This window comes from Nocardia higoensis (assembly GCF_015477835.1).
Classification (GTDB): domain Bacteria; phylum Actinomycetota; class Actinomycetes; order Mycobacteriales; family Mycobacteriaceae; genus Nocardia; species Nocardia higoensis_A.
In genome coordinates this window covers 845,528-865,538 of the sequence record NZ_JADLQN010000001.1, presented here as the reverse complement: position 1 = coordinate 865,538, position 20,011 = coordinate 845,528, and the positions used below count along the sequence as shown (strand labels likewise).

The 20,011-nt window shown below is 67.6% G+C and carries 19 protein-coding genes; 10 read left to right on the top strand and 9 right to left on the bottom strand.

Annotated elements, in window-relative coordinates:
* Window position 1: 1 nt before the first annotated feature.
* The 3 genes from IU449_RS29610 to IU449_RS03915 all read right to left on the bottom strand — a co-directional run bounded on the left by IU449_RS29610 (window position 2) and on the right by IU449_RS03915 (window position 4,188).
* Window positions 2-1,843, bottom strand: a complete 1,842-nt coding sequence (locus tag IU449_RS29610; RefSeq protein WP_195000576.1) for a glycoside hydrolase family 15 protein — start codon at window positions 1,841-1,843, stop codon at window positions 2-4.
* A gap of 132 nt (window positions 1,844-1,975) precedes the next feature.
* On the bottom strand, window positions 1,976-3,586 hold the full coding sequence (locus tag IU449_RS03920; protein ID WP_195002294.1) for an alpha/beta hydrolase: 1,611 nt from the start codon (window positions 3,584-3,586) through the stop codon (window positions 1,976-1,978).
* 221 nt (window positions 3,587-3,807) lie between these two features.
* A complete protein-coding gene (locus IU449_RS03915; protein ID WP_195000575.1) occupies window positions 3,808-4,188 on the bottom strand; it encodes a cold shock domain-containing protein in 381 nt (126 codons plus the stop codon).
* 770 nt (window positions 4,189-4,958) lie between these two features.
* Here IU449_RS03915 and IU449_RS03910 point away from each other — a divergent pair.
* Window positions 4,959-5,348 (top strand): MerR family transcriptional regulator, encoded by a 390-nt coding sequence (locus IU449_RS03910; RefSeq protein WP_195000574.1) that lies wholly within the window; start codon window positions 4,959-4,961, stop codon window positions 5,346-5,348.
* A 14-nt stretch (window positions 5,349-5,362) separates the two neighbouring features.
* Here the strand turns inward: IU449_RS03910 and IU449_RS03905 are convergent, their stop codons facing one another.
* Window positions 5,363-5,998 carry a lipocalin family protein gene (locus IU449_RS03905; RefSeq protein ID WP_416382096.1) on the bottom strand — a complete coding sequence of 212 codons (636 nt, stop codon included), beginning with the start codon at window positions 5,996-5,998 and terminating at the stop codon, window positions 5,363-5,365.
* 260 nt (window positions 5,999-6,258) lie between these two features.
* Between IU449_RS03905 and IU449_RS03900 the strand changes: the two genes are divergently transcribed.
* The 7 genes from IU449_RS03900 (at window position 6,259) to IU449_RS28825 (ending at window position 14,496) form a co-directional block, all read left to right on the top strand.
* A complete protein-coding gene (locus IU449_RS03900; protein WP_195000572.1) occupies window positions 6,259-7,779 on the top strand; it encodes an SDR family oxidoreductase in 1,521 nt (506 codons plus the stop codon).
* A 97-nt stretch (window positions 7,780-7,876) separates the two neighbouring features.
* The gene (locus tag IU449_RS03895) at window positions 7,877-9,238 is read left to right on the top strand and encodes a cryptochrome/photolyase family protein (protein WP_195000571.1); all 1,362 of its coding nucleotides are present in this window, start codon (window positions 7,877-7,879) and stop codon (window positions 9,236-9,238) included.
* Between the two features lie 49 nt (window positions 9,239-9,287).
* Window positions 9,288-10,184: an NAD(P)-dependent oxidoreductase gene (locus IU449_RS03890; RefSeq protein ID WP_195000570.1), complete on the top strand. Its 897-nt coding sequence runs from the start codon at window positions 9,288-9,290 to the stop codon at window positions 10,182-10,184.
* 134 nt (window positions 10,185-10,318) lie between these two features.
* A complete protein-coding gene (locus tag IU449_RS03885) occupies window positions 10,319-11,509 on the top strand; it encodes an NAD(P)/FAD-dependent oxidoreductase (protein WP_195000569.1) in 1,191 nt (396 codons plus the stop codon).
* 10 nt (window positions 11,510-11,519) lie between these two features.
* Window positions 11,520-12,461 (top strand): sigma-70 family RNA polymerase sigma factor, encoded by a 942-nt coding sequence (locus IU449_RS03880; protein ID WP_195000568.1) that lies wholly within the window; start codon window positions 11,520-11,522, stop codon window positions 12,459-12,461.
* Window positions 12,462-12,795: 334 nt separating this feature from the next.
* A complete protein-coding gene (locus IU449_RS03875; RefSeq protein ID WP_195000567.1) occupies window positions 12,796-14,295 on the top strand; it encodes an AAA family ATPase in 1,500 nt (499 codons plus the stop codon).
* Between the two features lie 42 nt (window positions 14,296-14,337).
* The gene (locus tag IU449_RS28825; RefSeq protein ID WP_228803683.1) at window positions 14,338-14,496 is read left to right on the top strand and encodes a hypothetical protein; all 159 of its coding nucleotides are present in this window, start codon (window positions 14,338-14,340) and stop codon (window positions 14,494-14,496) included.
* A 170-nt stretch (window positions 14,497-14,666) separates the two neighbouring features.
* Here the strand turns inward: IU449_RS28825 and IU449_RS03865 are convergent, their stop codons facing one another.
* The 4 genes from IU449_RS03865 to IU449_RS03850 form a co-directional block, all read right to left on the bottom strand.
* Window positions 14,667-15,431 carry a group II truncated hemoglobin gene (locus tag IU449_RS03865; protein WP_195000566.1) on the bottom strand — a complete coding sequence of 255 codons (765 nt, stop codon included), beginning with the start codon at window positions 15,429-15,431 and terminating at the stop codon, window positions 14,667-14,669.
* A gap of 151 nt (window positions 15,432-15,582) precedes the next feature.
* The gene (locus IU449_RS03860; RefSeq protein WP_195002293.1) at window positions 15,583-16,233 is read right to left on the bottom strand and encodes a nitroreductase family protein; all 651 of its coding nucleotides are present in this window, start codon (window positions 16,231-16,233) and stop codon (window positions 15,583-15,585) included.
* 15 nt (window positions 16,234-16,248) lie between these two features.
* Window positions 16,249-16,752, bottom strand: a complete 504-nt coding sequence (locus tag IU449_RS03855; protein WP_195000565.1) for a thioesterase family protein — start codon at window positions 16,750-16,752, stop codon at window positions 16,249-16,251.
* A 117-nt stretch (window positions 16,753-16,869) separates the two neighbouring features.
* The gene (locus IU449_RS03850) at window positions 16,870-17,940 is read right to left on the bottom strand and encodes a YihY/virulence factor BrkB family protein (RefSeq protein WP_324188077.1); all 1,071 of its coding nucleotides are present in this window, start codon (window positions 17,938-17,940) and stop codon (window positions 16,870-16,872) included.
* A 270-nt stretch (window positions 17,941-18,210) separates the two neighbouring features.
* Between IU449_RS03850 and IU449_RS03845 the strand changes: the two genes are divergently transcribed.
* Window positions 18,211-18,378, top strand: coding sequence for a DUF4236 domain-containing protein (locus IU449_RS03845; protein ID WP_195000563.1), 168 nt, complete (start codon window positions 18,211-18,213; stop codon window positions 18,376-18,378).
* A gap of 12 nt (window positions 18,379-18,390) precedes the next feature.
* Here IU449_RS03845 and IU449_RS03840 read toward each other — a convergent pair whose 3' ends face one another.
* The gene (locus IU449_RS03840; RefSeq protein ID WP_195000562.1) at window positions 18,391-19,362 is read right to left on the bottom strand and encodes a GlxA family transcriptional regulator; all 972 of its coding nucleotides are present in this window, start codon (window positions 19,360-19,362) and stop codon (window positions 18,391-18,393) included.
* Window positions 19,363-19,435: 73 nt separating this feature from the next.
* On the opposite strand from IU449_RS03840, the gene IU449_RS03835 reads away from it, so the two are divergent.
* The gene (locus IU449_RS03835) at window positions 19,436-19,891 is read left to right on the top strand and encodes a tautomerase family protein (RefSeq protein ID WP_195000561.1); all 456 of its coding nucleotides are present in this window, start codon (window positions 19,436-19,438) and stop codon (window positions 19,889-19,891) included.
* Window positions 19,892-20,011: the final 120 nt, after the last annotated feature.

Here is a 20,011-nt window from a genome sequence, read left to right as displayed (position 1 = left end):
CCTAGCGGGGGTGGCGCGCTCGTTTTTCGGCGCGGTCGAGTTGTTCGTCCAGCGCGATCGCCGCGGCCACCAGCGCCAAGTGCGTGAAGGCCTGCGGGAAGTTGCCCAATTGCTCACCGGAGGGGCCGATCTCCTCCGCGAACAACCCGACATGGTTGGCGTAGGTGAGCATCTTGTCGAACGCGTAACGGGCCTGGTTCAGTCGTCCCGCTCGGGCCAGTGCCTCCACATAGAGGAAGCTGCAGAGGTTGAATGTGCCCTCCGAACCACGCAGACCGTCCGGGGACGCTTCCGGATCATATCGGTAGACCAGACTGTCGCTGACCAGCTCCTCAGCCATGGCGTCGAGAGTGCTCAACCATGCCGGGTCGGTGGGAGTCAGGAATCCCATACGGGGCATCAGCAGTAGCGAGGCGTCGAGCACCTCGGTCGTGAAGTGCTGGACGAAGGCTTGGCGCTTCGTGCTCCAGCCCCGCTCGATGATCTGCGTGAACACCTCGTCTCGGGCTTTCCGCCACCGGGCGATGTCGGCCGGTCTGGAGTGTTCGAGGGCGAGGGTGATGCCGCGCTCGAACGCGACCCAGGTCATCAACCGGCTGTAGGTGAAGTCCTGTCGGCCGCCGCGAGTCTCCCATATCCCCTCGTCCGGACGATCCCAGTTCTCGGTGAGCCAGTCGAGCATCTTCGCGAAGGCCAGCCATCCGGAAATGGTGCCGATATCGGACGACTGAGCCAACGCGTCGGCCACCTCGCCGTAGATGTCGAGCTGGATCTGATCGGCGGCCGCATTTCCGACTCGAACAGGGCCCGAGCGCCGATAGCCCTCCAGATGGGGCAGGATCTCCTCGTCGAGGCGCGGTTCGCCGTCGATGCGGTACATGATCTGCAATGGCTCGCCGGAGACGGTGCCGCCGGCGTCGATCCGGTCGTGCAGCCATCGCCGGAATGCGCGCGCCTCCTCGGTGAAGCCCAGGTCGATCATGGCACGCACGGACAGCGAGCCGTCGCGGATCCAGGTGTACCGGTAGTCCCAGTTGCGCTCGCCACCGACCTGCTCGGGCAACCCCATGGTCGCCGCCGCGATCGGCGCCCCGGTCGGAGCGTAGGTCAGCAGCTTCAGGGTGATCGCCGATCGGTTGACCATGTCCTGCCACCGTCCTCGATAGGTGGAGGAGCGCAGCCACGACAGCCAGAACTCCCGGCAGTCCTCGAACTCGGCCACCGCGGCCTCGGGCTCGGGCGGGGTGGGCGGGGGGCTTTCGCGATCCACAGTGTTCAGCACGATCACCGCCAGTTGCCCTTCGGACAGGGTGAACCGTGCCGAGACGTCGTTGCTCTCAGGCTCCAGCCGCAGCGGGCCGGCCACCTGCAGATGCAGGTCGATACCGGGACCTTCGAAGGTCGCCCAGGTGGGATCGCGCATCGTGAGCGCGTGCGCCGCGCGGGCGTAGTCGAAGCGGGGGCGGCAGGACAGCGTGAACGGCAGAGTCCCCCGCACGACCCGGACGATCCGCATCAGCCGGTGTCTGTCGGTGGCATGCGGACTGTCGATCGGGTGCATGAAGTCGATGACCTCACCCACACCTTCCTCGGCCATGAACCGGGTGACCAGGATCGCGGTATCGGAGAGGTAGAGCTGACGAATCGTGACCCGCTCTCCCACTGGGTCGGCGCTCACTCGGCAGCTTCCGCCGCGTTCGCTGTCGAGCAGGGAGGCGAAGACACTGGGCGAATCGAACCGCGGTGCGCACCACCAGTCGATGGTTCCCGTAGAGGACACCAGAGCCGCGGTCTGCAGATCGCCGATGATGCCGTGCTCCGCGATCTGCGGATATGCGTTCACAGGAACTCCTTCGGGGATCGACGACCTGTCCGGTTACCGCTTCACATTCCGAAAGACTGCACAATCAGTGTGCTCCACCCAGGTGGTATAAGGGAACAGCTTCGATCCGGCAACCACGGCGGGTGGTGCTCGTCAGCCGTCACCGCCGATTCCGGCAAGCACCTCACGCAGCCGATCCGTGTCGGCCGGTGTCCAGCCTTCGGGTGGCAGAATCGCGCTCCACGCGTCCGCGATATCGACGACATAGGTGTGGCCGTGGCCGTCGGGCACACTCGTGGAGAACGCCATATCGGCGGTGACCTGAAGAAAGGTCACGAACGGATACCAGCGGGTGCTGTCGAGGACGTCGTAACCGCGAGCTTCGCGCAGCCAGTCGGGCTTGCTCAGAATCAGTTCCGGCGACCACCAGACGATCGGGTCCGAGGCGTGTTGCAGGTACACCATCCGGGGACGCTCCCACGGCGCGTCGGGCCGTGGCAGGTCCTCGGGGGCCCGAGCTCCGAATCGCACGGTCTGCCCGCGCTCGTAGATCGGCAGCCACTCCGGTGAACCCGGATCCCGATGGGTGGTGACATCGGTCCATATCTCGTTGGCGTTCGGCGGCCCGGTGAACAGCACGCCGTCGCTGCGCGTTTCGACGTTCTCGATGTCGCCGAAGGCGCTCTCGCCGCCGAACGACCCCAGGCTCTCCCCCATCACGACAAGCTTCGGGCGGGTCTCGGGCGGTAAGCCCTTCCAGATGTCGTACACCGCGTCGAACTGAGCTTCACCGGCCTGCCGCGCCCGTTCCCGGTCCACCAGGAAGGACAGCCAGCTGGGCAGGTAGGAGTACTGGAGCCCGACGATGGCGGTGTCGCCGTTGTACATGTATTCCAGTGACGAGGACAGACTTTCGTTGATCCATCCGGTTCCGGTGGTGGTGGCGACCGCGATCACGGCCCGGTCGAACCCACCCGCGCGCTGGAGATCCCGCACGGCCAGCCGCGCGTCCTCCTCGATCGTCTCGCCGCCACTGGCCAGCCCCGCGTAGGCGCGGATCGGCTCGACGGCGGGACGCCCACCGTTGAACGCGGACAGTTCCGCCACGGTGGGACCACGGGAAACGAACGCGCGGCCCTGCCTGCCCAGCGAGTCCCAGCTGACCAACGAGCCCGGTCCACCCGAGCGCAGCGGACTGGCCGGAGGGTCGTCTCCGGCCTTGGTCTCCTGATTCACCGCGGCGAAGCTGTCGTTGAGCCCGGACATGATCACCCGCACCGCAGCGCCGTTGACGAACAGCACCAGCAATACGACCGCCACGACACTGATCACCGAGGCGGAGACCCGGCGCGGCACCACCCGGCTGACTTTGCCCTCGATCCACGCTGTCGTGCGGATGAGCACTCGCACCAATGCCACCAGCCCGACGAAGAACACCGCCGCCACTGCCACGGTGAGCAGGTAACCCCATCCGGGGAACGGCGCGGCATCCATCAACTCTCGCAATTGCGACTGCCAGCTCCGGAACCAGACGAGCATCACCAGAGTTCCGGCCGAGCCGATCACCCAGACCGTTCTGCGCATGATCGTTCGCGTGCGCGGTGAGATCTCCCGCTGGAGGAGGGCGCGAATCCATTTCGCGAGCAGGACCCCGACGCCGTAGCCCATGGCGGCGGAGACACCCGTCAGCACTCCTTGGAAGAACGGGCCGCGCGGTAGCAGAGTCGGGGTCAACGACAGCCAGACGAACAGCAGCGCGACCACCTGACCGCCGTCCTCGTACGGGCGCGGTAGCCAGCGGCGATGCGACTCGCCCTCGGCGATTCGATCAGCTCCGCGAGCTTCCGCGCCCGTAGTCGGCTTTGTCGGCACAGGGGCATCGTAACCGTCGGCGAGCCCCCCATGAACGCTCCAGGCAAACAGATAGCAATCAGAGAATGCGCGCGTCGCTCACTCTCTGTCGGAATTCCTCGCCGATGGTCACATCACGCGGCGCGCGGGCGCTCGCGGTGACGGCGCTTCAGCCACTCTTGCAGTCGTGGCGACCTGCGCTCCGGTCGCGGCGTGGCGGCCGGTGGCGGCGCGGCGCTCGGATAAACGAGAACGCGAGCGGCTTCGGGCTTGTCGCCGGTCTCGTCGGCGACAGCGAAGACCACCGGTTGTCCGGCGACGAGGGTCTTGTATCCGGGAGCGGCGATGGCGGTATGGCGGACGAATACCGATTCACCGCCGTCGTCGGGATCGATGAAGCCGAAACCCTTCTCGGCGTTGAACCAGGCGACGTGTCCGTGCTGCCAGGTCAGCTGGCACGCGCGGTGGGGGTCGAGGGCGGTCGGTTCGGTGGGTGAGGTGCTTGTCGTCGTCATCATCGGTACTCGGTGATCCACTATCGGTCGATACGGTCGGTGACGTCGGCGAAGACGTTGTCGGGAAACGGCTGTCGGGACAGCCTTCATGAGGAAAGACGCTGTGGGCCCGGGCAATTCGCCCCGGACCCACAGCGTGAGGGAGGAGAGAGTCGACTACGTGTGGTCTGCCGGGGGCGGTCCGGTCGGTCCCGGCTCGCCCGCGGCGTAGAGGTTCATCTGTTCGATGCGGCCGTCACCTCGCTCTCGTTGTCGCTTCCTGTCCGCGCGGCCCGGCGTTTCGGAGGGCTGCGCTGCTTCGGGGCGCCCGGCTCGAGCTTCCGGCCCAGGGGGGCTCCCGGGGCGAGAAACCGCGGTGCGCCGGTATCCGGCAACGGGGCCGAGACCAGGCATGGGCACCGTCGCGGCATCCGGACTTCTCGCAGGGCCTCCTCGACCTCGGCGAACAACTTCTCGACGTCGGGATCGAGCCTCAGCAGCCGGGCTGTCAGTGCTCCCTGCTCGTCGACGGCGGGGCCGAACGGGACGAGCGGGAGATCCGTCGCTACCCCGCGGCGTCGGATACCTGCTGCGCCGAACGGTCGAAGTCGCAGAACGGATCGGTACGCGTCGGCATGGTCGCCACCCCTCCTTGTTCCATTCTCTTCGTACTTCGTGTCAGCTAATCTATGTCAGCCGACATAGATTTTTTACCACCGAAAGGTGCATTCGCGCAAGGATCGATCGCAATGGATCCGCATCGAACACAGGGATGGAGCGAGGAGTACCTCATGCCCGTTCACCAGGACGGCAACGCCGGCGACCAGGGTGTGGCGACGCCCGCTGCGGGGCGGCCGGTGTATGCGATCTCGGTGGCCGCCGAACTCACCGGCCTGGGGGTGCAGACCCTGCGCCTGTACGAGGCGCGGGGGCTCATCACTCCGGCTCGAAGCGCGGGCGGAACTCGCTGTTACAGCGGCGCCGACCTGGCCAGGCTCCACCGCATCACCGCACTCAACCAGCAGGGCATCAACCTGACCGCCATCGCGCGCATCCTCGAGTTGGAGGACGCCAACGCCGACCTGACCGCTCGATGCGACCGGCTGCAGGCCCGCCTCGACGAAGTCGATTCACCGGACCTGCCACCCGAACCGGTCACCGAACCACGGGGCGGGCGGTAACCCTCCCCCGCCGCTCACATCATGCAGAGCGGACGGATATCGGTCGCACCGCCCGGAGTCGGCGAGGTCAGCAGGAAGCACGGGTTGTAGCCCCGCTCCGCGACCACCCTCTTGATCTCCTGCCACCGCGCCGCGTCGACGGCGGTCGAACGCGACAGCACGAATCCGGAAAAGCGCACCGGATCGCCTACCAGCGCCCACGAGTAGTCCTCGGCGAGGTGAGCGACGATGTAATTGGGCGGCCCGTCGAGGGAATCCTGGAACGGCACCCCGGGAAAGCTGACGTGCAACTGGGCGTTGCTGACCGGATCGACGACCCGGGCATTGCCGACAATGCGATTCTGTCCCCCGGTCCAGGTGGTGCAACTGTTCTCGACACGGATATTGCTCGCATCGATCAACTGGTAGTTGGCGGCCGTGTCGCGGGCGCAGGCGAGGTTGTACGGCTGCGGCACGGCCGCGACCTGGTTCCAATCCCCCAGGTAACGCTGTACGTCAAGGGTTGGGATCGGGGCCAGCGGCTGCGCCTGCGCACCCGCGGGAACGGTGAAGGTGATGGCCGTCGCCGCGGCCGAGGTCACCGCGAGCGCGGCGATCCTGCGGCCGGTCGTCCACAACTTTCGTGCGTCTCTACCGAACAATGAACTCACCTGTGGCTCCCTCGCGAATCGATTCTTGTTGTCGCCGCGAAATATCGGCACCGCGAAAATCGCCCTCCGGCAGGGCGGCGGGGACAGAAAGAGAACCCGACGGATACTACTCCCGATCGAGGCTGGATCGGCACGTACGCGCCATATCGAATCCATGATGTTCACGCACGATCGCATGGGTATCCGAGGTGTGGAGCCGTCGCAGGCAGGTGCGGTCCAGCTCTCGGCAAGTGCCCAGCACACAAGAACGGGGATCGGATATGCGATGCGTAGTCTTCGGAGCCACCGGCTACATCGGCGGGCGATTGGTGCCGGAGTTGGTGGCGGCCGGTCACCGGGTTCGCGTGGTGGCCCGGACGCCGGACAAGCTGGCCGAGGTTCCGTGGCTGGACAAGGTCGAGGTGGTGCGCGGCGACGTCACCTCCGAAGACGATGTGCGCGCGGCTGTCGCCGATCAAGAGGTCGTCTACTATCTCGTCCACTCGCTGACCGAACGCGACTTCACCGGCATCGACCAGCGCGCCGCCCATATCGTCGCCGCGGCGGCCCGAGCGGCCGGTGTCCGGCGCATCGTCTACCTGGGCGGCATCGTTCCGGAACAGACCCCGTTGTCGCGGCATCTGGCCTCGCGCGCCGAGGTCGGTGAGATCTTCCGGGAATCGGGAGTGCCGACGGCCGAACTGCGCGCGGCGGTCATCATCGGCTCGGGTTCGGCCAGCTTCGAGATGCTGCGCTACCTGTCCGAGCGGCTGCCCGCCATGATCACCCCACGCTGGGTGCACAACCGGATCCAGCCCATCGCCGTGCGCGACGTCCTCTACTACCTGGTACGGGCGGCCGAACTGCCCGCAGATGTCAACCGGGCGTTCGACATCGGCGGGCCCGACGTGCTGACCTACCTGTCGATGATGCGGAAGTTCGCGATCGTGGCCGGGCTGCCGCGGCGCATGGTGCTGCCCGTCCCGGTGCTCACGCCGTGGTTGTCCGCCCAATGGGTCAACGTGGTGACTCCGGTGCCGCGCGCACTGGCGATTCCGCTCATCGAATCGCTGGTGCACGAGGTGGTGTGCGGCGACCGCGACATCAACACCTACATCCCCGAGCCCGAAGGCGGGCCGACCACCTTCGAGACGGCCGTCGAACTCGCGCTGGCCCGGGTCCGCAATGCGCAGGTGCCGACCCGGTGGTCGGATGCGGGCATCGGCGGCGCGCCCTCGGATCCACTACCTAGCGATCCGGACTGGTCCGGCGGGTCGCTCTACGAAGACATCCGCGACAAGCGCACCTCCGCGAGCCCGGAAACCCTCTGGGCTGTCATCGAATCGATCGGCGGCGAGAACGGCTGGTACTCGTTCCCGCTCGCATGGTCGCTGCGCGGCTGGATCGACCGCCTGACCGGCGGGGTCGGCCTGCGCCGGGGCCGCAAGCATCCACACACCCTGCACGTCGGCGAGGCCCTGGACTGGTGGCGCGTCGAGTACCTCGACCGGCCGCGCTTGCTGCGCCTGCGAGCCGAGATGCGTTTGCCCGGGCTGGCATGGCTGGAACTCGGCGTCGTGCCCGAACCCGAGGGCGGCGCTCGCTATCACCAGCGCGCGATCTTCCAGCCGCGCGGTCTGGCCGGGCACCTCTACTGGAAGGTCATCGCACCCTTCCACGGCATCGTGTTCGGCGGCATGGTCCGCAACATCATCGGCGCCGCCGAAGCGGCGACCCCGGTCGAACTGCCTTCTGCGGGCGACCGGCTCGCCACGACTCCCCGCAACCCCGGTGACCGTTGAGCTCTGCTGATCGGCTCGGTTGCGGACAATCTGCGTGACGACAGGGGATGCTGGGGCCCACATTCGGGGACGACCACGGACGGAAGGCTGGTGGCGCATGGCGGTGGCGATGGCGCTGTTCACACGTGACCTGCGGGTGCGCGACAATCCGGCGCTGTCGGCCGCCGCGCGGGAGGCCGAGGTGCTGCCGGTATTCGTCATAGACGAGGCGATCCGCTCGACCGGCTACCTGACGCCGAACAAGGCGGCGTTCCTGGCCGAGACGCTGGCCGACCTGGACGAGGAATTGCGGCGCGCGGGCGGGCGACTGGTCCTGCGGCGCGGCGACACCGTGCGGGAGGTGTGCCGCCTGGTCGAGCGGTATTCGGTCGCCGAGGTCCATATCGCCGAGGATGTCAGCGGCTACAGCCGTCGCCGCGAGGATCGGCTGCGGGATGAACTCGGGCGCCGGGATTGTCGCCTACGCGTGCATTCGGGCAGCGTCACGGTCGTCGCGCCCGGACGGGTCGTACCCAGCGGCGGCAAGGACCATTTCGCCGTCTTCACCCCGTACCACCGCCGCTGGTCGCAGATCCGGGCGCGCGCTCCCCTTGCCGCGCCGGAACACCTCCGGCTCCCCCGCGGAGTCGGGCTCGAACCGATGCCCGCGGCATCGGACCTCACCGTCGGCACCGCCGCACCCGAGGTGGCGACCGGCGGCGAATCGGCCGGGCGGCGAACCGCCGAGAAATGGTTCGGTGACGGCATCGGCGCCTACGCCGACCGCAACGACGATCTCGCGGCCGACGCGACCTCGCGGCTTTCGCCGTATCTGCATTTCGGCTGTATCTCCGCCGCCGAATTGGTGCACCGATCCGATCTGTCGACCCCCGGCGGTGCCGCATTCGTCCGCCAGCTGGCCTGGCGCGACTTCCACCACCAGATGTTGGCGGTGCGCCCCTGGATCACCCACCGCGACTATCGCTCCCGCCACGATCGCTGGCGCGAGGACCACGCACTGCTGACGGCGTGGCGGGAGGGACGCACCGGCTACCCGATCGTCGACGCGGGCATGCGCCAGCTCGCCGCCCAGGGGTGGATGCACAACCGCGCCAGGCTGATCACCGCGAGCTTCTTGACCAAGACCCTGTATGTGGACTGGCGCCTGGGCGCGCAGCACTTCCTCGACCATCTGGTCGACGGCGACATCGCCAACAATCAACTGAACTGGCAGTGGGTGGCGGGCACCGGAGCCGACACCAGACCCAACCGGGTGCTCAACCCGCTCCGGCAGGCCGAGCGCTACGACCCCGACGGTGCGTACGTCCGCCGATGGATCCCCGAACTCGCGCATGTCCAGGGTGGTGACATCCACACCCCCTGGCGGCTGGACTCGGACGCCACGCACGGCTATCCGGCCCGCATCGTCGACCACGAGCAGGCCGCGCGAGAGTTCCACGCGGCCAGGGAATCCCGGTGAACCGCGGCGTTTGACCTCGAGCTCACTCGAGGTTCTACCGTCCACTCCCATGATCATCGAAACGACGTCCGACCCCGCATCGACTCCCGTGACCGTGCTCGGCCTCGGTGCCATGGGATCCGCGATCGCCCGGATCTTCCTGGACCGCGGCCATCCCACGACGGTCTGGAACCGCACGCGGAGCAAGAGCGCACCGCTGGCCGAGGCCGGCGCCGTAGCGACCGAGACAGCCGCGGCGGCGGTCGCGGCCGGCCCGCTGGTCGTGCTCTGCGTCCTGGACTACGACGCGGTCGAGGACGTGCTCGCCACCGTCGGTGACGCCATATCGGGCAAGGCATTGGTGAACGTCACCAGCGGCTCTCCGAGCCGGGCACGCGCGATCCAGCAGTGGGCCACCGAGCATGGTGCCGAGTACCTGGACGGCGGGGTGATGGGGGATCCGCCGGACCTGGGTTCGGGCCATGTGATGTTCTCCTACAGCGGATCCCGGACCGTCTTCGACACCCACGAGGCAACGTTGCGGGAGTTGGGCACCCCCACCTATTACGGCGCCGACGCCGGGCTGGCGTCCGTCGAGTTCATGGCCCAGGTGGCGATGGGGTACGAAATCCTCCTCGGCTTCCTGCACACGTTGCGGTTGGTGCGCGAGGAAGGGGTCGACGTGGTGGAATTCGCGGCCCGCTTCGCCGATTCCCTCACCGGCTATCCGCCGTTGCTGACGGCCATCGGGGAAGCCGTCCGCGACCGCACATACCCGCCGGATCTCGGGCCGCTGTCGGTGCAGGCCGCGCTGATGGGCGACCTCGTCGAACACCGAGAATCCCTGGGCGTGGAGGCGGTGCGAATGCGCGAGGTGCGCGATCTGATGGACAAACGCATTGCCGACGGCCACGGTGATCAGGGCTTCTCCAGCCTGTTCGAGCTGCTCGGATCCGACCGGCAGTGACTCCGCAACGCCGCCGACCGGCCGCACCGGTGCCGGGGCCACCCGCCGCGGCAGTGATCGACATCACTGCCGGTGCTGTCATGAACCTGGTGGCTGTCTCGTTCAAGGAGCACGCGAACAGACAGGAGCCAACCATGCAGCACCGCATCGTCGTCCTCGGGGCCGGATACGCCGGAGCCTTCTCCGCCGGATACCTGGCCCGTCACCTGCACTCCGACGACTTCGAGATCACCGTCGTCAACGCCGAGCCAGATTTCGTGGAGCGGCTGCGCCTGCATCAGCTCGCCGCCGGGCAGGATCTCCCGCGACGGCCGCTGACGGAGGTGTTCGCGGGCACCGGCGTCCGGCTGCGACTGGCGCGGGTGCTCGCCGTCGACCCCGACCGCCGGACGGTCACCGTCGCCGACGGTGAGGGCACCGACGAGCTCGCCTACGACACCCTGCTCTACACGCTGGGCAGCACCGCCGCCGGCCACGGCGTTCCCGGCGTCGACGAGCACGCTTTCCACGTGGCGGCCCGGCCCGCCGCGCTGCGCCTGCGCGCACGCCTGGACGAGCTGGACGAGGGCGGAAAGGTGCTGGTGGTCGGCGGCAACCTGACCGCGATCGAGACCGCCACCGAGATCGCCGAATCCCGTCCAGGACTTCGGGTCGACCTCGCCACCAGCGGCGAGCTGGGCGGCTGGCTGGGCCCGAAAGCTCGCCGCCACCTGCTGCGGGCCTTCGACCGGTTCGGCATCACCGTCCACGAACACACCGCCATCGAGCGGGTGGAACAGGCGTCGGCTGTCGCCGCCGACGGCACCGCTTTCGCCTCCGATGCGACCGTATGGGCCGCGGGCTTCGCCGTTCCCTCGATCGCCGCGGCCGGTGGGCTCGAGGTGGTGGCCAACGGCCAGATCGAGGTCGACCGTCAGATGCGGTCGGTGTCCCATCCGGATGTCTACGTGGCCGGTGACAGCGCCTTCGTCATCGGCGACAACGGCCGGCCGTTGCCGATGTCCTGCGCGTCCGCGGGATTCACCGGTCTGCAAGCGACAATCGCGATCATCGGGGATCGGACCGGGCGCACGATCAAGACGAACGCGCTGAGCTACTTCGGCAACCACATCAGCCTCGGCCGCAAAGACGCGATTTTCCAGCTGGTCGACGGCGACGCCCGCTCGAAGCCCGGCGCTCTCTGCGGCCGCTCGGCAGCCCGAGTCAAGGCGGCCATCATCGCGACCAGCGGCTGGGCCATCAGCCACCCGACCTTCGGCAAGCCGAGCCACCGGTATCGCGCGGCCATCGGCCGGGCGCGCTCGACCGAACTGGTCGCCGGATAGGGTCGTGCTCATGGACACTGCCGCCGTGGCGTGTTTCGAGGCCAGCCGCCATCGGCTGGCCGCGCTCGCCTACCGCCTGCTCGGTTCGGCCGCCGATGCCGAGGACGCGGTACAGGACGCGTTCCTGCGGTGGCAGGCCGCCGACCGGGAGCGCGTCGAGGTGCCCGAGGCGTGGCTGACCACAATCGTCACCAACCTGTCGCTCGACCGGCTTCGTTCGGCGAAGACACGGCACGAACGGTCGGTCGGCGCCTGGATGCCCGAACCGCTGCTCGACGGTGACCCTATGCTCGGCCCGGCCGACACCGTCGAGCAGCGCGAATCGGTGACCCTGGCGGTGCTGACCTTCATGGAGCAACTGTCACCGATGGAACGGGCGGTATATGTGTTGCGCGAAGCCTTCGCCTACAGCCATGGCGAGATAGCGGAGATTCTCGGCATCACCGAATCGGGAAGTCAGCAACACCTGCACCGCGCTCGGCGTCGAATCACCGCTGCTCGCAACGACACCTATGACGATCGTGCCTCCGCGCGGCGCATCGCCGCGGCGTTCGTCGAGGCCGCATCGTCGGGCCGCACCGAGCGGCTGGTCGCGCTGCTGACCGACGACGCGACCGGCATCTCCGACGGCGCCGGGTTCGGGCGCATCGGAAAGATGATCCGGTTCCCTACCCCGGAGCGCATCGCCCGTGCGATGCGGGCCGGATTCAAGCCGACACCGGCCAAGCGCAGACTCGCCGGTGGCTCGCCGTCGATTCATGCCGCCGTGGTGAACGGCTGCCCGGCCGTGCTCGTCTGGCTCGACGACCGGGTGGCGGGAGTCGTGATCCTGGAGATGCGGGGCGGGAAGATCGCAGGTGTGCGCGGCATCGCCGCCCAGGAGCGACTCGGACGCCTCACCGAGCAGTGGCGGCGCCGAGAACACGATCCCGCGCTGATCGATTCGTGGTGACCGGCGCCGCGGTCATCGACATTGCCAGGGGGCGGCTGCCTCGGGTCCTGACCTCGACATCCACCACAGATCGGCCGACCGAGCCCGGCGTCAGATCCTCGGCGGTCACCGTGGAGCGCCACTGGTAGAGCTCCCCGGCGATTGGGAAATTCTCCGCGGTGCGCTGATTTATCGGCCCGATGACCTGCGTCGCCGCCTGCCCCCAGCGCACCACGGATGACGTCGTAGCGCGTCAGCGCGTAGACGTCGTTCGCCGGGCAGCTGCCGCAGGCCATACCTACAGTTAGGAGTATAGTCCTTAGAAGTACGATCCTAGCTTCTTGGAAGGTGTCCCGTGGTCGCCAAACCAGAGCATCTCTTCGGCCGTGTCGCGGAATGGAACGGCCTCGTCGCCTTCGCGACCCGACCCGAGCGCATTGGGCAGCTGGGCATCATCAGTGGGCGCCGACGCATGGGGAAGACCTATCTCCTTCGCGCCCTTGTCGAACGGCTCGGTGGGTTCTATTTCGGTGCCACCACCGCAACTGGGGCGGAGTCGCTGCGGCAGTTCGGAGCGGCGCTGTCGGAGTTCACGGGCGCCGGTGCGCCGATCGCCTTCGATAACTGGGACCACGCCATCACTTATGTCTTCGGCCTCGGCGCCGACAGCCGAGCCGAGAAGCCAACCCTGATGGTGATCGACGAGTTCCCCTACCTGGTCAAGGCGGTGCCCGAACTGCCCTCCCTCATTCAACGAGAAATCGACCGCTATCAGCACGAACCGAGCGGCGTGCGCATGCTCCTCTGCGGGTCGGCCATGTCGGTGATGGGCGGGTTGCTCGCCGGCAATGCGCCGTTGCGGGGACGGGCCCAACTGGAACTTGTGGTCCGGCCTTTCGGATACCGAGAGGCCGCCGATTTCTGGGGAGTCGCGCACGACCCCGCACTGGCAGTGCGGCTGCATGCCGTCCTCGGCGGAACTCCCGCCTATCGCCGCCAATTCCTGGCTGACGACGTGCCGCTGTCTGCCGCCGACTTCGATCCCTGGATCTGTCGCACTGTCCTGTCCCCGCTCAGTCCACTGTTCCGTGAGGCTCGGTATCTGCTGGCCGAGGAAGCCGAGATCCGGGACACCGCGCTGTACCACTCCGTCCTGGCCGCCGTGGCGCAAGGGAATAACACACGCGGGGGGATAGCGGGGTACATAGGACGCAAATCGGTGGACATCTCCCATCCACTCGCGGTGCTCGAAGATTGTCATCTACTCGTCCGAGAGCCGGATGTATTCCGAGCGGGCAGATCGGTCTACCGCATCGCCGAGCCGCTGATCACCTTCTATGAGGCCATCATGCGCCCGTCTTGGCCTCGTTTGGAGAGCGGCCAAGCCCAGCAGGTGTGGGCCCGTTCCGGGGAGCGCTTCGCAGCCCAGGTCGTGGGCCCACACTTCGAGGTGATCTGCCGGCAGTTCATACTCGGCGAGGGCATCGACATCCTCGGCCCGGATGCGGCGCTCGGCGATGTCGGCTGCGGGGCGATCACGGATTCAGCAGAACGTAGCCGAATTCAGATCGATGTGACGGTGACACAACCGGGCAACGGAGGCCGGAAAGCCTCGGTCGCGTTACTGGGAGAAGCCAAATGGGGTGTGACCATGGGCGTGAATCATCTGGAGCGGCTGGCTCGGGCGCGAGACCTGCTGTCCGCGAACGGCGTCGACGTTTCGAGTTGCCACCTCGCATGCTTCGGCGGAGCCGGCTTCAGCGAGTCTCTCCGAACGCGCGCCGAACAAGACTCTGATGTACTGCTCGTCGGGCTAGAGGACCTCTACGACACGGTGCACCCCGCGCGTCCCTGATCGAAAACTGTTGGTGTCGGTGGCTTCCGGCATGATCGCCCCATGGCGTTCACCAACCACATCGAGGTCCGGGTCTCGGATCTGGACCTGCAAGGCCATGTCACCGGAGCGGCCTATCACCAGTACGCCGACCACTCCCGGTTCGCGTGCGTCCGGGCCGTGGGTATCTCGGTGGAGAAGGTGCTCGCGGCGGGGCCCTGACCCGCGCCGACGACGGGGAGGTGGCCGCGACGGTCAGCCATGTCAGCGGCCTGCTGGACCTGGCGGCACGCCGCCTCGTGCCCGACCCGGCCGCGCAGTGGCGGAAGCTGGCGAGCCGACCCGCGAGGCCCTGCTCATCGGTCCGGCAACCCGGCGTGCTGCCCGTTCGATCAGGAGGGGGTGTACGGCGGGGCGACGCCCCAACCCCAGCGTGGAGTCGGGAGCTGCGACGGCGGCTCGGCGTCGGGCTGCGAGTTGGCCAACGCGATCCGAGTACCCCACTCGATGTAGCCGATGAACGCGGCACGGAACTCCGGGTCGGCGGGCAGGCCGACCTCGTCGGCGGAGTCCAACAGCAGCGACACCCAACGACGGCGCTGGGGCTCGGTGATGGCTTTGCCGAGATGGTGAGCCAGCATGTGGTTGTAGCCGCCGCGCTCATCGGTGTAGCGCGTGGGGCCGCCGAACACTTCGGCCAGCCACATGGCCACATATCGGGGATGGTCGGGGTCCATCCCGGCGAACAGCGTCCCGAGCAGGTCGTCGGCCAGCACATGCGTGTAGAAGACTTCGGTCAGCCGCTCCAACGCCTCGGTGCCGCCCAGCCATTCGTACATGCTGGGCACCGAGGAACCCGTTCCCCGGACCACGGTGCGTTCGTAGTGCCGCATCTCCTCGATCTGGCGCACATACGGCTTGATCTCGGCGAAGAACGCCGCGAAATGCTCTCCACCGCGGAATCCCTTCAGGTGATCCTCGGCCGAAGTCCAGGTGATCCGCAAGATGTAGCACTCGGGCTCGTCGACACATCGCGACAACTCGTAGTCGACGCATTGCGGCGCCGCCGCCAGCGATCGAGCGGCACGCCCGTAGGCGGCTTCGAACTCGGCAGCGTCCTGCTCCGATATCCGGTATCGGATGTATTCGATGATCATCTGTCACACGGTAATCGCTTTTCGGAGTGACACGTTCTGCTCTCGGTGAAAGCGGATCGGCCGATATCCTTGCGTCGCAAAGGTTTCAGCACTTCGCGAGCACAGGGCTCGGTCGCCCCGGCCGAGCGCGGAAGCAACTCGATGGTGGTCGTCACCAGCCGTCGACATGCACGATGGGGTCCAAGCTCTTGCGCGGCGCGGGCTTGAAGGCGGTGCCCTTGGTGTAGGCGACCGGCAGCATCGCGCCCTGCGACACCTTCTCGTACGGGATGCCGAGAATGTCGGCGGCTTCCCGTTCGTAGCTCAGATGCAGTGTGGTCCAGGCGGTTCCGAGCCCACGCGAGCGGGCGGCCAGACAGAAGCTCCACACCGCGGGGAACAGCGAGCCCCAGTACGAGGCGCTGTGGGCGCTCGCGGCGTTGTCGACGCGGTTGGACAGGCAGGGGATCAGCAGGACCGGCACCTGGCCCATCCGCTCGGCCAGGTACTCGGCCGAACTGGCGACCCGCTGCCCGACCGCGTCGGCCTCGGGGTCGCCGGTGGAGCGCTTGCCGAGGTACTCCGGCGCCGCCGCGTACGCCTCGAATCCTCGCCGGTACAACTCACCGAGTTGCCTGCGCTTCTCGGCATCGGTGACCACGACCCAGTGCCAGCCCTGACTGTTCGACCCGCTCGGCGCCTGCACCGCCAGCTCGAGACATTCCCGGACGATCTCGACCGGAACCGGGCGGTCCAGGTCGAGGCGTTTGCGCACGGTGCGGGTGGTCGACAGGAGTTCGTCGGTGGACAGATCCACTTCGATCGGCATGGGGTGATCCTAGCGACGGATGCCCATCACCCCGCAGGTCGGCGCTTCCCAGCTCAACTTCCCCGAGGCCGCGATCAGCTCGTCGAGCCCGATCGCCAGATCGTCCGGGATCGGCGCGGCCCGCCGGGTGTCGAGATCGACATGGACCAGCAGGATTTCGAGGGTGTTGGACAGGCGTTCCCGCCCCCGATCCACGAGAAAGGTCATCATGTGCACGGCCTTCTCACCGCGGTCGAGAATGCGCACGTGCACCGACAGCGAGTCGCCCTCGCGCAGTTCGCTGTGGTAGGCGATGTGGTGCTCGGTGGTGAACAAGCCGACCCGGCGCTCGCCGCGATAGTTGTCGTCGACGCCGAGCGCGCGCAGCAGGATATCGGCGGCGTGGATGTTGTTCGACAGGTAGTGGACCACATTCATGTGACCGTTGGCGTCGATCTCGCGATCGGTCACCTCCGTGGTCAGCACGGCGGGAAGCTCACGGATCTGTTCGACAGTCGGTACCTGGATCGCCATGCGCCCATCCTGAAGCATTCCCGCGAGCGGCCGGCGACCAGGTCACCGTCGCCGCCTCAGCGCCGCCGTCGGCTACGGACGGAGCACCGCGCGGACGCAGGCCGGATTCGCGGGCATTCAGTCACGTCGGAGGGACTGGGCGGACCTGACCGCCTCCTTCTCCGACTCGTCGAACGTGCGGGTGTCGCGCGGTTCGGCGAAGGGCTCGACATTATCGGGCAGGCCGGCCGCGATGGCTCTGGCGTGGTCGAGTTCGGCATTGATCTCGGCACCGAGCAGCAGCGCGATATTGGTCAGCCACAACCACACCAGGAAGATCACGACCCCGGCGAGCGAGCCGTAGGTCTCGTCGTAGGAGGAGAAGTTGGCGATGTAGACGGCGAACAGCGCCGATATGAGCACCCAGATGACCACCGCGACGACGCCGCCGGGACTGATCCATTTCACGCCGCCCTGCTCGGCGTTCGGGCTGGCCCAGAACAGGATGGCGAGCAGCACCGTCACGACGACGAACAGCACCGGCCACTTGGCGATGTTCCAGATGGTCACAGCGGTGTCCCCGACGCCGAGAAGGTCGCCGAGTTGCTGGGCGACCGGCCCGCTGGCCACCACGATGACCGCGCTGACGACCAGCAGGAGCACCGAAACGAGAGTGACGCCGAGCCGGATGGGCGCGGTCTTCCAGATCGGCCTGCCCTCCGGGATCCCGTAGACGACGTTCGACGCGCGCATGAACGCCGCGACGAAGCCCGAGGCCGACCACAGCGCGACCGCGAGGCCGAGGATCGCACCGAGCCCGGCGCTGCGCTGATTCTCCTGCGCCTGGGTGATGAGCGTGTGCACGAAATCGGCGCTCGAACCCGGCGCGAGCTGTTCGGCCTGTCTCGCCAGCTCGTCGGCGGCGCTCGGTCCCAGCAGACCGAGCAGCGAGAACAGCACAATGAGACCGGGCACGATCGCCAGTACGGCGTAGTAGGTGAGCGCGGCCGCCAGGTCGGTGAGATTGTCGCTCCGGAACTGCTTCGCCGAGCGCTTCACCGTCGCGACCAGCGAGGGCTTCGACAGATCGGCCGGACTCTCGGGCGCGGACGGATCGGCGCCGGGTTCGGCTCCAGCGGTGCGCGCCAGGCCCGTCGTGGCGGAAGTATCGCGTCTTGTCGCTGGTTCGGCAGCTGTGTCACCGGGCACGCCCGGCTCATTGCGTTCTGTCGCCACGTCGGTTCGCCTCGCTCGCATGCATTCTCTCGGTCGACCGCGGGTCGGTTCGTCCCGCGCTGATCGAGTGGTGCCCGGAGCGGGTGCGCCCAAACCGGGTGCCCCGGCTGCCCTGTCTGGTCGTGGGCCTCGGCCGGTTGCTGCCGGCAGGAAGCGCGTGGTGCCGCTCATTACTTCTCCGCTGTGAAGCGATTGAGACAGAACGGAATCGGTTACCCTGGCGACAGATCAGGGAGGACGCACATGCCCATCAGATTCCGTCAGCGCAAATCCTTCGGACCGCTGAAGTTCAACTTCACCCAGCAGGGCCTGTCCTCCTGGGGTATCAAGATCGGCCCCTGGTCGTGGAATTCCCGCACCAAGAAGAACAGCGTGGACCTGCCGGGTCCGCTCAGCTGGCGCCAGCGCTGAGCCGCGCCGGGGTCAACCCGCGGCGCCGTTCCGGAACCACCCGGGTGGCTGACCGGTCGTGCGACGCAGTAGTCGATGCAGAGTCGATGCGTCGGCCAGTCCGACGGCGTGGGCGACCTCGGTGACGCTGCGGTGCGGGTCACGCAACAGGTCCAGCGCGGTCTCCACTCGGATGCGCTGAACGAACTGGATGGGCGACAGACCGGTGGCGCCCTGCACCCGTCGGGTGAGCGTGCGCGAGGACAGCCGCGCGGCAGCCGCCAGTTCGGCGAGACGGATCGGCTGATCGAGATGGTCCAGCACATATCGTTCGACGGTCACCAGGTCCGGGTCCAGCTCGCGGTAGACCGTGCTGCGCCGAAACGGTGTCTGCGAGATGCGCGGCGCCACAGCGATTCTCGATGAAACCGCGTGGGCTGTCGTCGAACCGAACTCTTCCTCGATGAGCGCCAGCAACAGATCGACGTGCCCCAGGGCTGCGCCCGCGGTCAGCACCGGACCGTCGCGAACCAGCATCCGATCGGCGTCGACCCGGCAGCGCGGATAGCGTGCGGCGAACACTCCGGCCAGCCACCAGGTCGTGGTGACGGTGCGATCGCTCAGCACGCCCGCCTCGGCCGCGAGGAACGTGCCGGTGCAGGACGCGGCGATCCGGGACCCGCCACGGGCTCCGGAAGCGACCCACTTCGCGGCAGCGCGCACCTCGTGATCGGTCAATCGTCGCTCGACCTCGGTCGCACCGGACACTCCGATGCCGGGGATCACCACCCACGGCCGTGCTGATCCGGTCTCCGCGAGCGGGATCGCCGGTATCGACATCCCACCGCGCAGCGCCACCGCGCCACCGTCACCACCCACCACCCGCACGTCGACGGACCGGCTTCCGTCGGTGCGGCTCCGGGTGAGCGCCTCCGCGAGATCCACCGTGGTCGCCACGCCGACCGGTCCCGAGCCCGGCAACACCAGCAGATCGATCGCGAGCATGTGGCGAGAATAGACAATTTATTGTCGATATAGCCACTTCTGTGGAACGTGCGGCGTTCGTAGCGTGATCGGCATGCCCTTTCTGCACATCCGGACATCGGCCGGCGCCTTTTCCGACTCCGCTGTCGACACCCTGGTCGCCCGGCTCACCGAAGCGAGCTGGCGCGCCGAATCCATCCCGGACACACCGCAAGCGAGGCTGAAGGCGGTGGCCTTCCACGACGAGATCCCACCCGGCCGTACCTACTGCGGCGGCCTGAAGGCCGATGAGCTGGTGGCGCTGGTGCTCGTCGACTTCACCGTCGGCGAGGGGGTACTCGATCCGGTTCGTCGCGATCGATTCGCCGCAGACCTCGAACGCGCCGCTCGCGATACCGCCACCGATCTCGGCGGCAGACGGTTGGTCACGTCGGTCACCTTCGACGAAGTGCCCGACGGGCGCTGGGGCCGGGGCGGCCGGATCATCCGGCTGCCGGAGATGGCGGCCGCCGCCGGATTCGAGCACCTGCGCGAGATCGCCGAGAGATAGACGCGGTGGCGAGCCGCTGCCGTGGACCGGATGCCATGCACACGGCCCCGTCGACAGCGTCGCGCCGCAGCAGACCTCTAGGCTACGACGATCAAGAACCGCGCCGAAGCTTGTCGAGTC

Coding starts and splice junctions, on each gene's coding strand:
- IU449_RS03880 (WP_195000568.1), top strand. CDS start 11,520: ATGGACACTGCCGCCGTGGCGTGTTTCGAGGCCAGCCGCCATCGGCTG.
- IU449_RS03840 (WP_195000562.1), bottom strand. CDS start 19,362: ATGCTCGCGATCGATCTGCTGGTGTTGCCGGGCTCGGGACCGGTCGGC.
- IU449_RS03885 (WP_195000569.1), top strand. CDS start 10,319: ATGCAGCACCGCATCGTCGTCCTCGGGGCCGGATACGCCGGAGCCTTC.
- IU449_RS03890 (WP_195000570.1), top strand. CDS start 9,288: ATGATCATCGAAACGACGTCCGACCCCGCATCGACTCCCGTGACCGTG.
- IU449_RS03895 (WP_195000571.1), top strand. CDS start 7,877: ATGGCGGTGGCGATGGCGCTGTTCACACGTGACCTGCGGGTGCGCGAC.
- IU449_RS03900 (WP_195000572.1), top strand. CDS start 6,259: ATGCGATGCGTAGTCTTCGGAGCCACCGGCTACATCGGCGGGCGATTG.
- IU449_RS03845 (WP_195000563.1), top strand. CDS start 18,211: ATGCCCATCAGATTCCGTCAGCGCAAATCCTTCGGACCGCTGAAGTTC.
- IU449_RS28825 (WP_228803683.1), top strand. CDS start 14,338: ATGGCGTTCACCAACCACATCGAGGTCCGGGTCTCGGATCTGGACCTG.
- IU449_RS03855 (WP_195000565.1), bottom strand. CDS start 16,752: ATGGCGATCCAGGTACCGACTGTCGAACAGATCCGTGAGCTTCCCGCC.
- IU449_RS03835 (WP_195000561.1), top strand. CDS start 19,436: ATGCCCTTTCTGCACATCCGGACATCGGCCGGCGCCTTTTCCGACTCC.
- IU449_RS03910 (WP_195000574.1), top strand. CDS start 4,959: ATGCCCGTTCACCAGGACGGCAACGCCGGCGACCAGGGTGTGGCGACG.
- IU449_RS03865 (WP_195000566.1), bottom strand. CDS start 15,431: ATGATCATCGAATACATCCGATACCGGATATCGGAGCAGGACGCTGCC.
- IU449_RS03915 (WP_195000575.1), bottom strand. CDS start 4,188: ATGACGACGACAAGCACCTCACCCACCGAACCGACCGCCCTCGACCCC.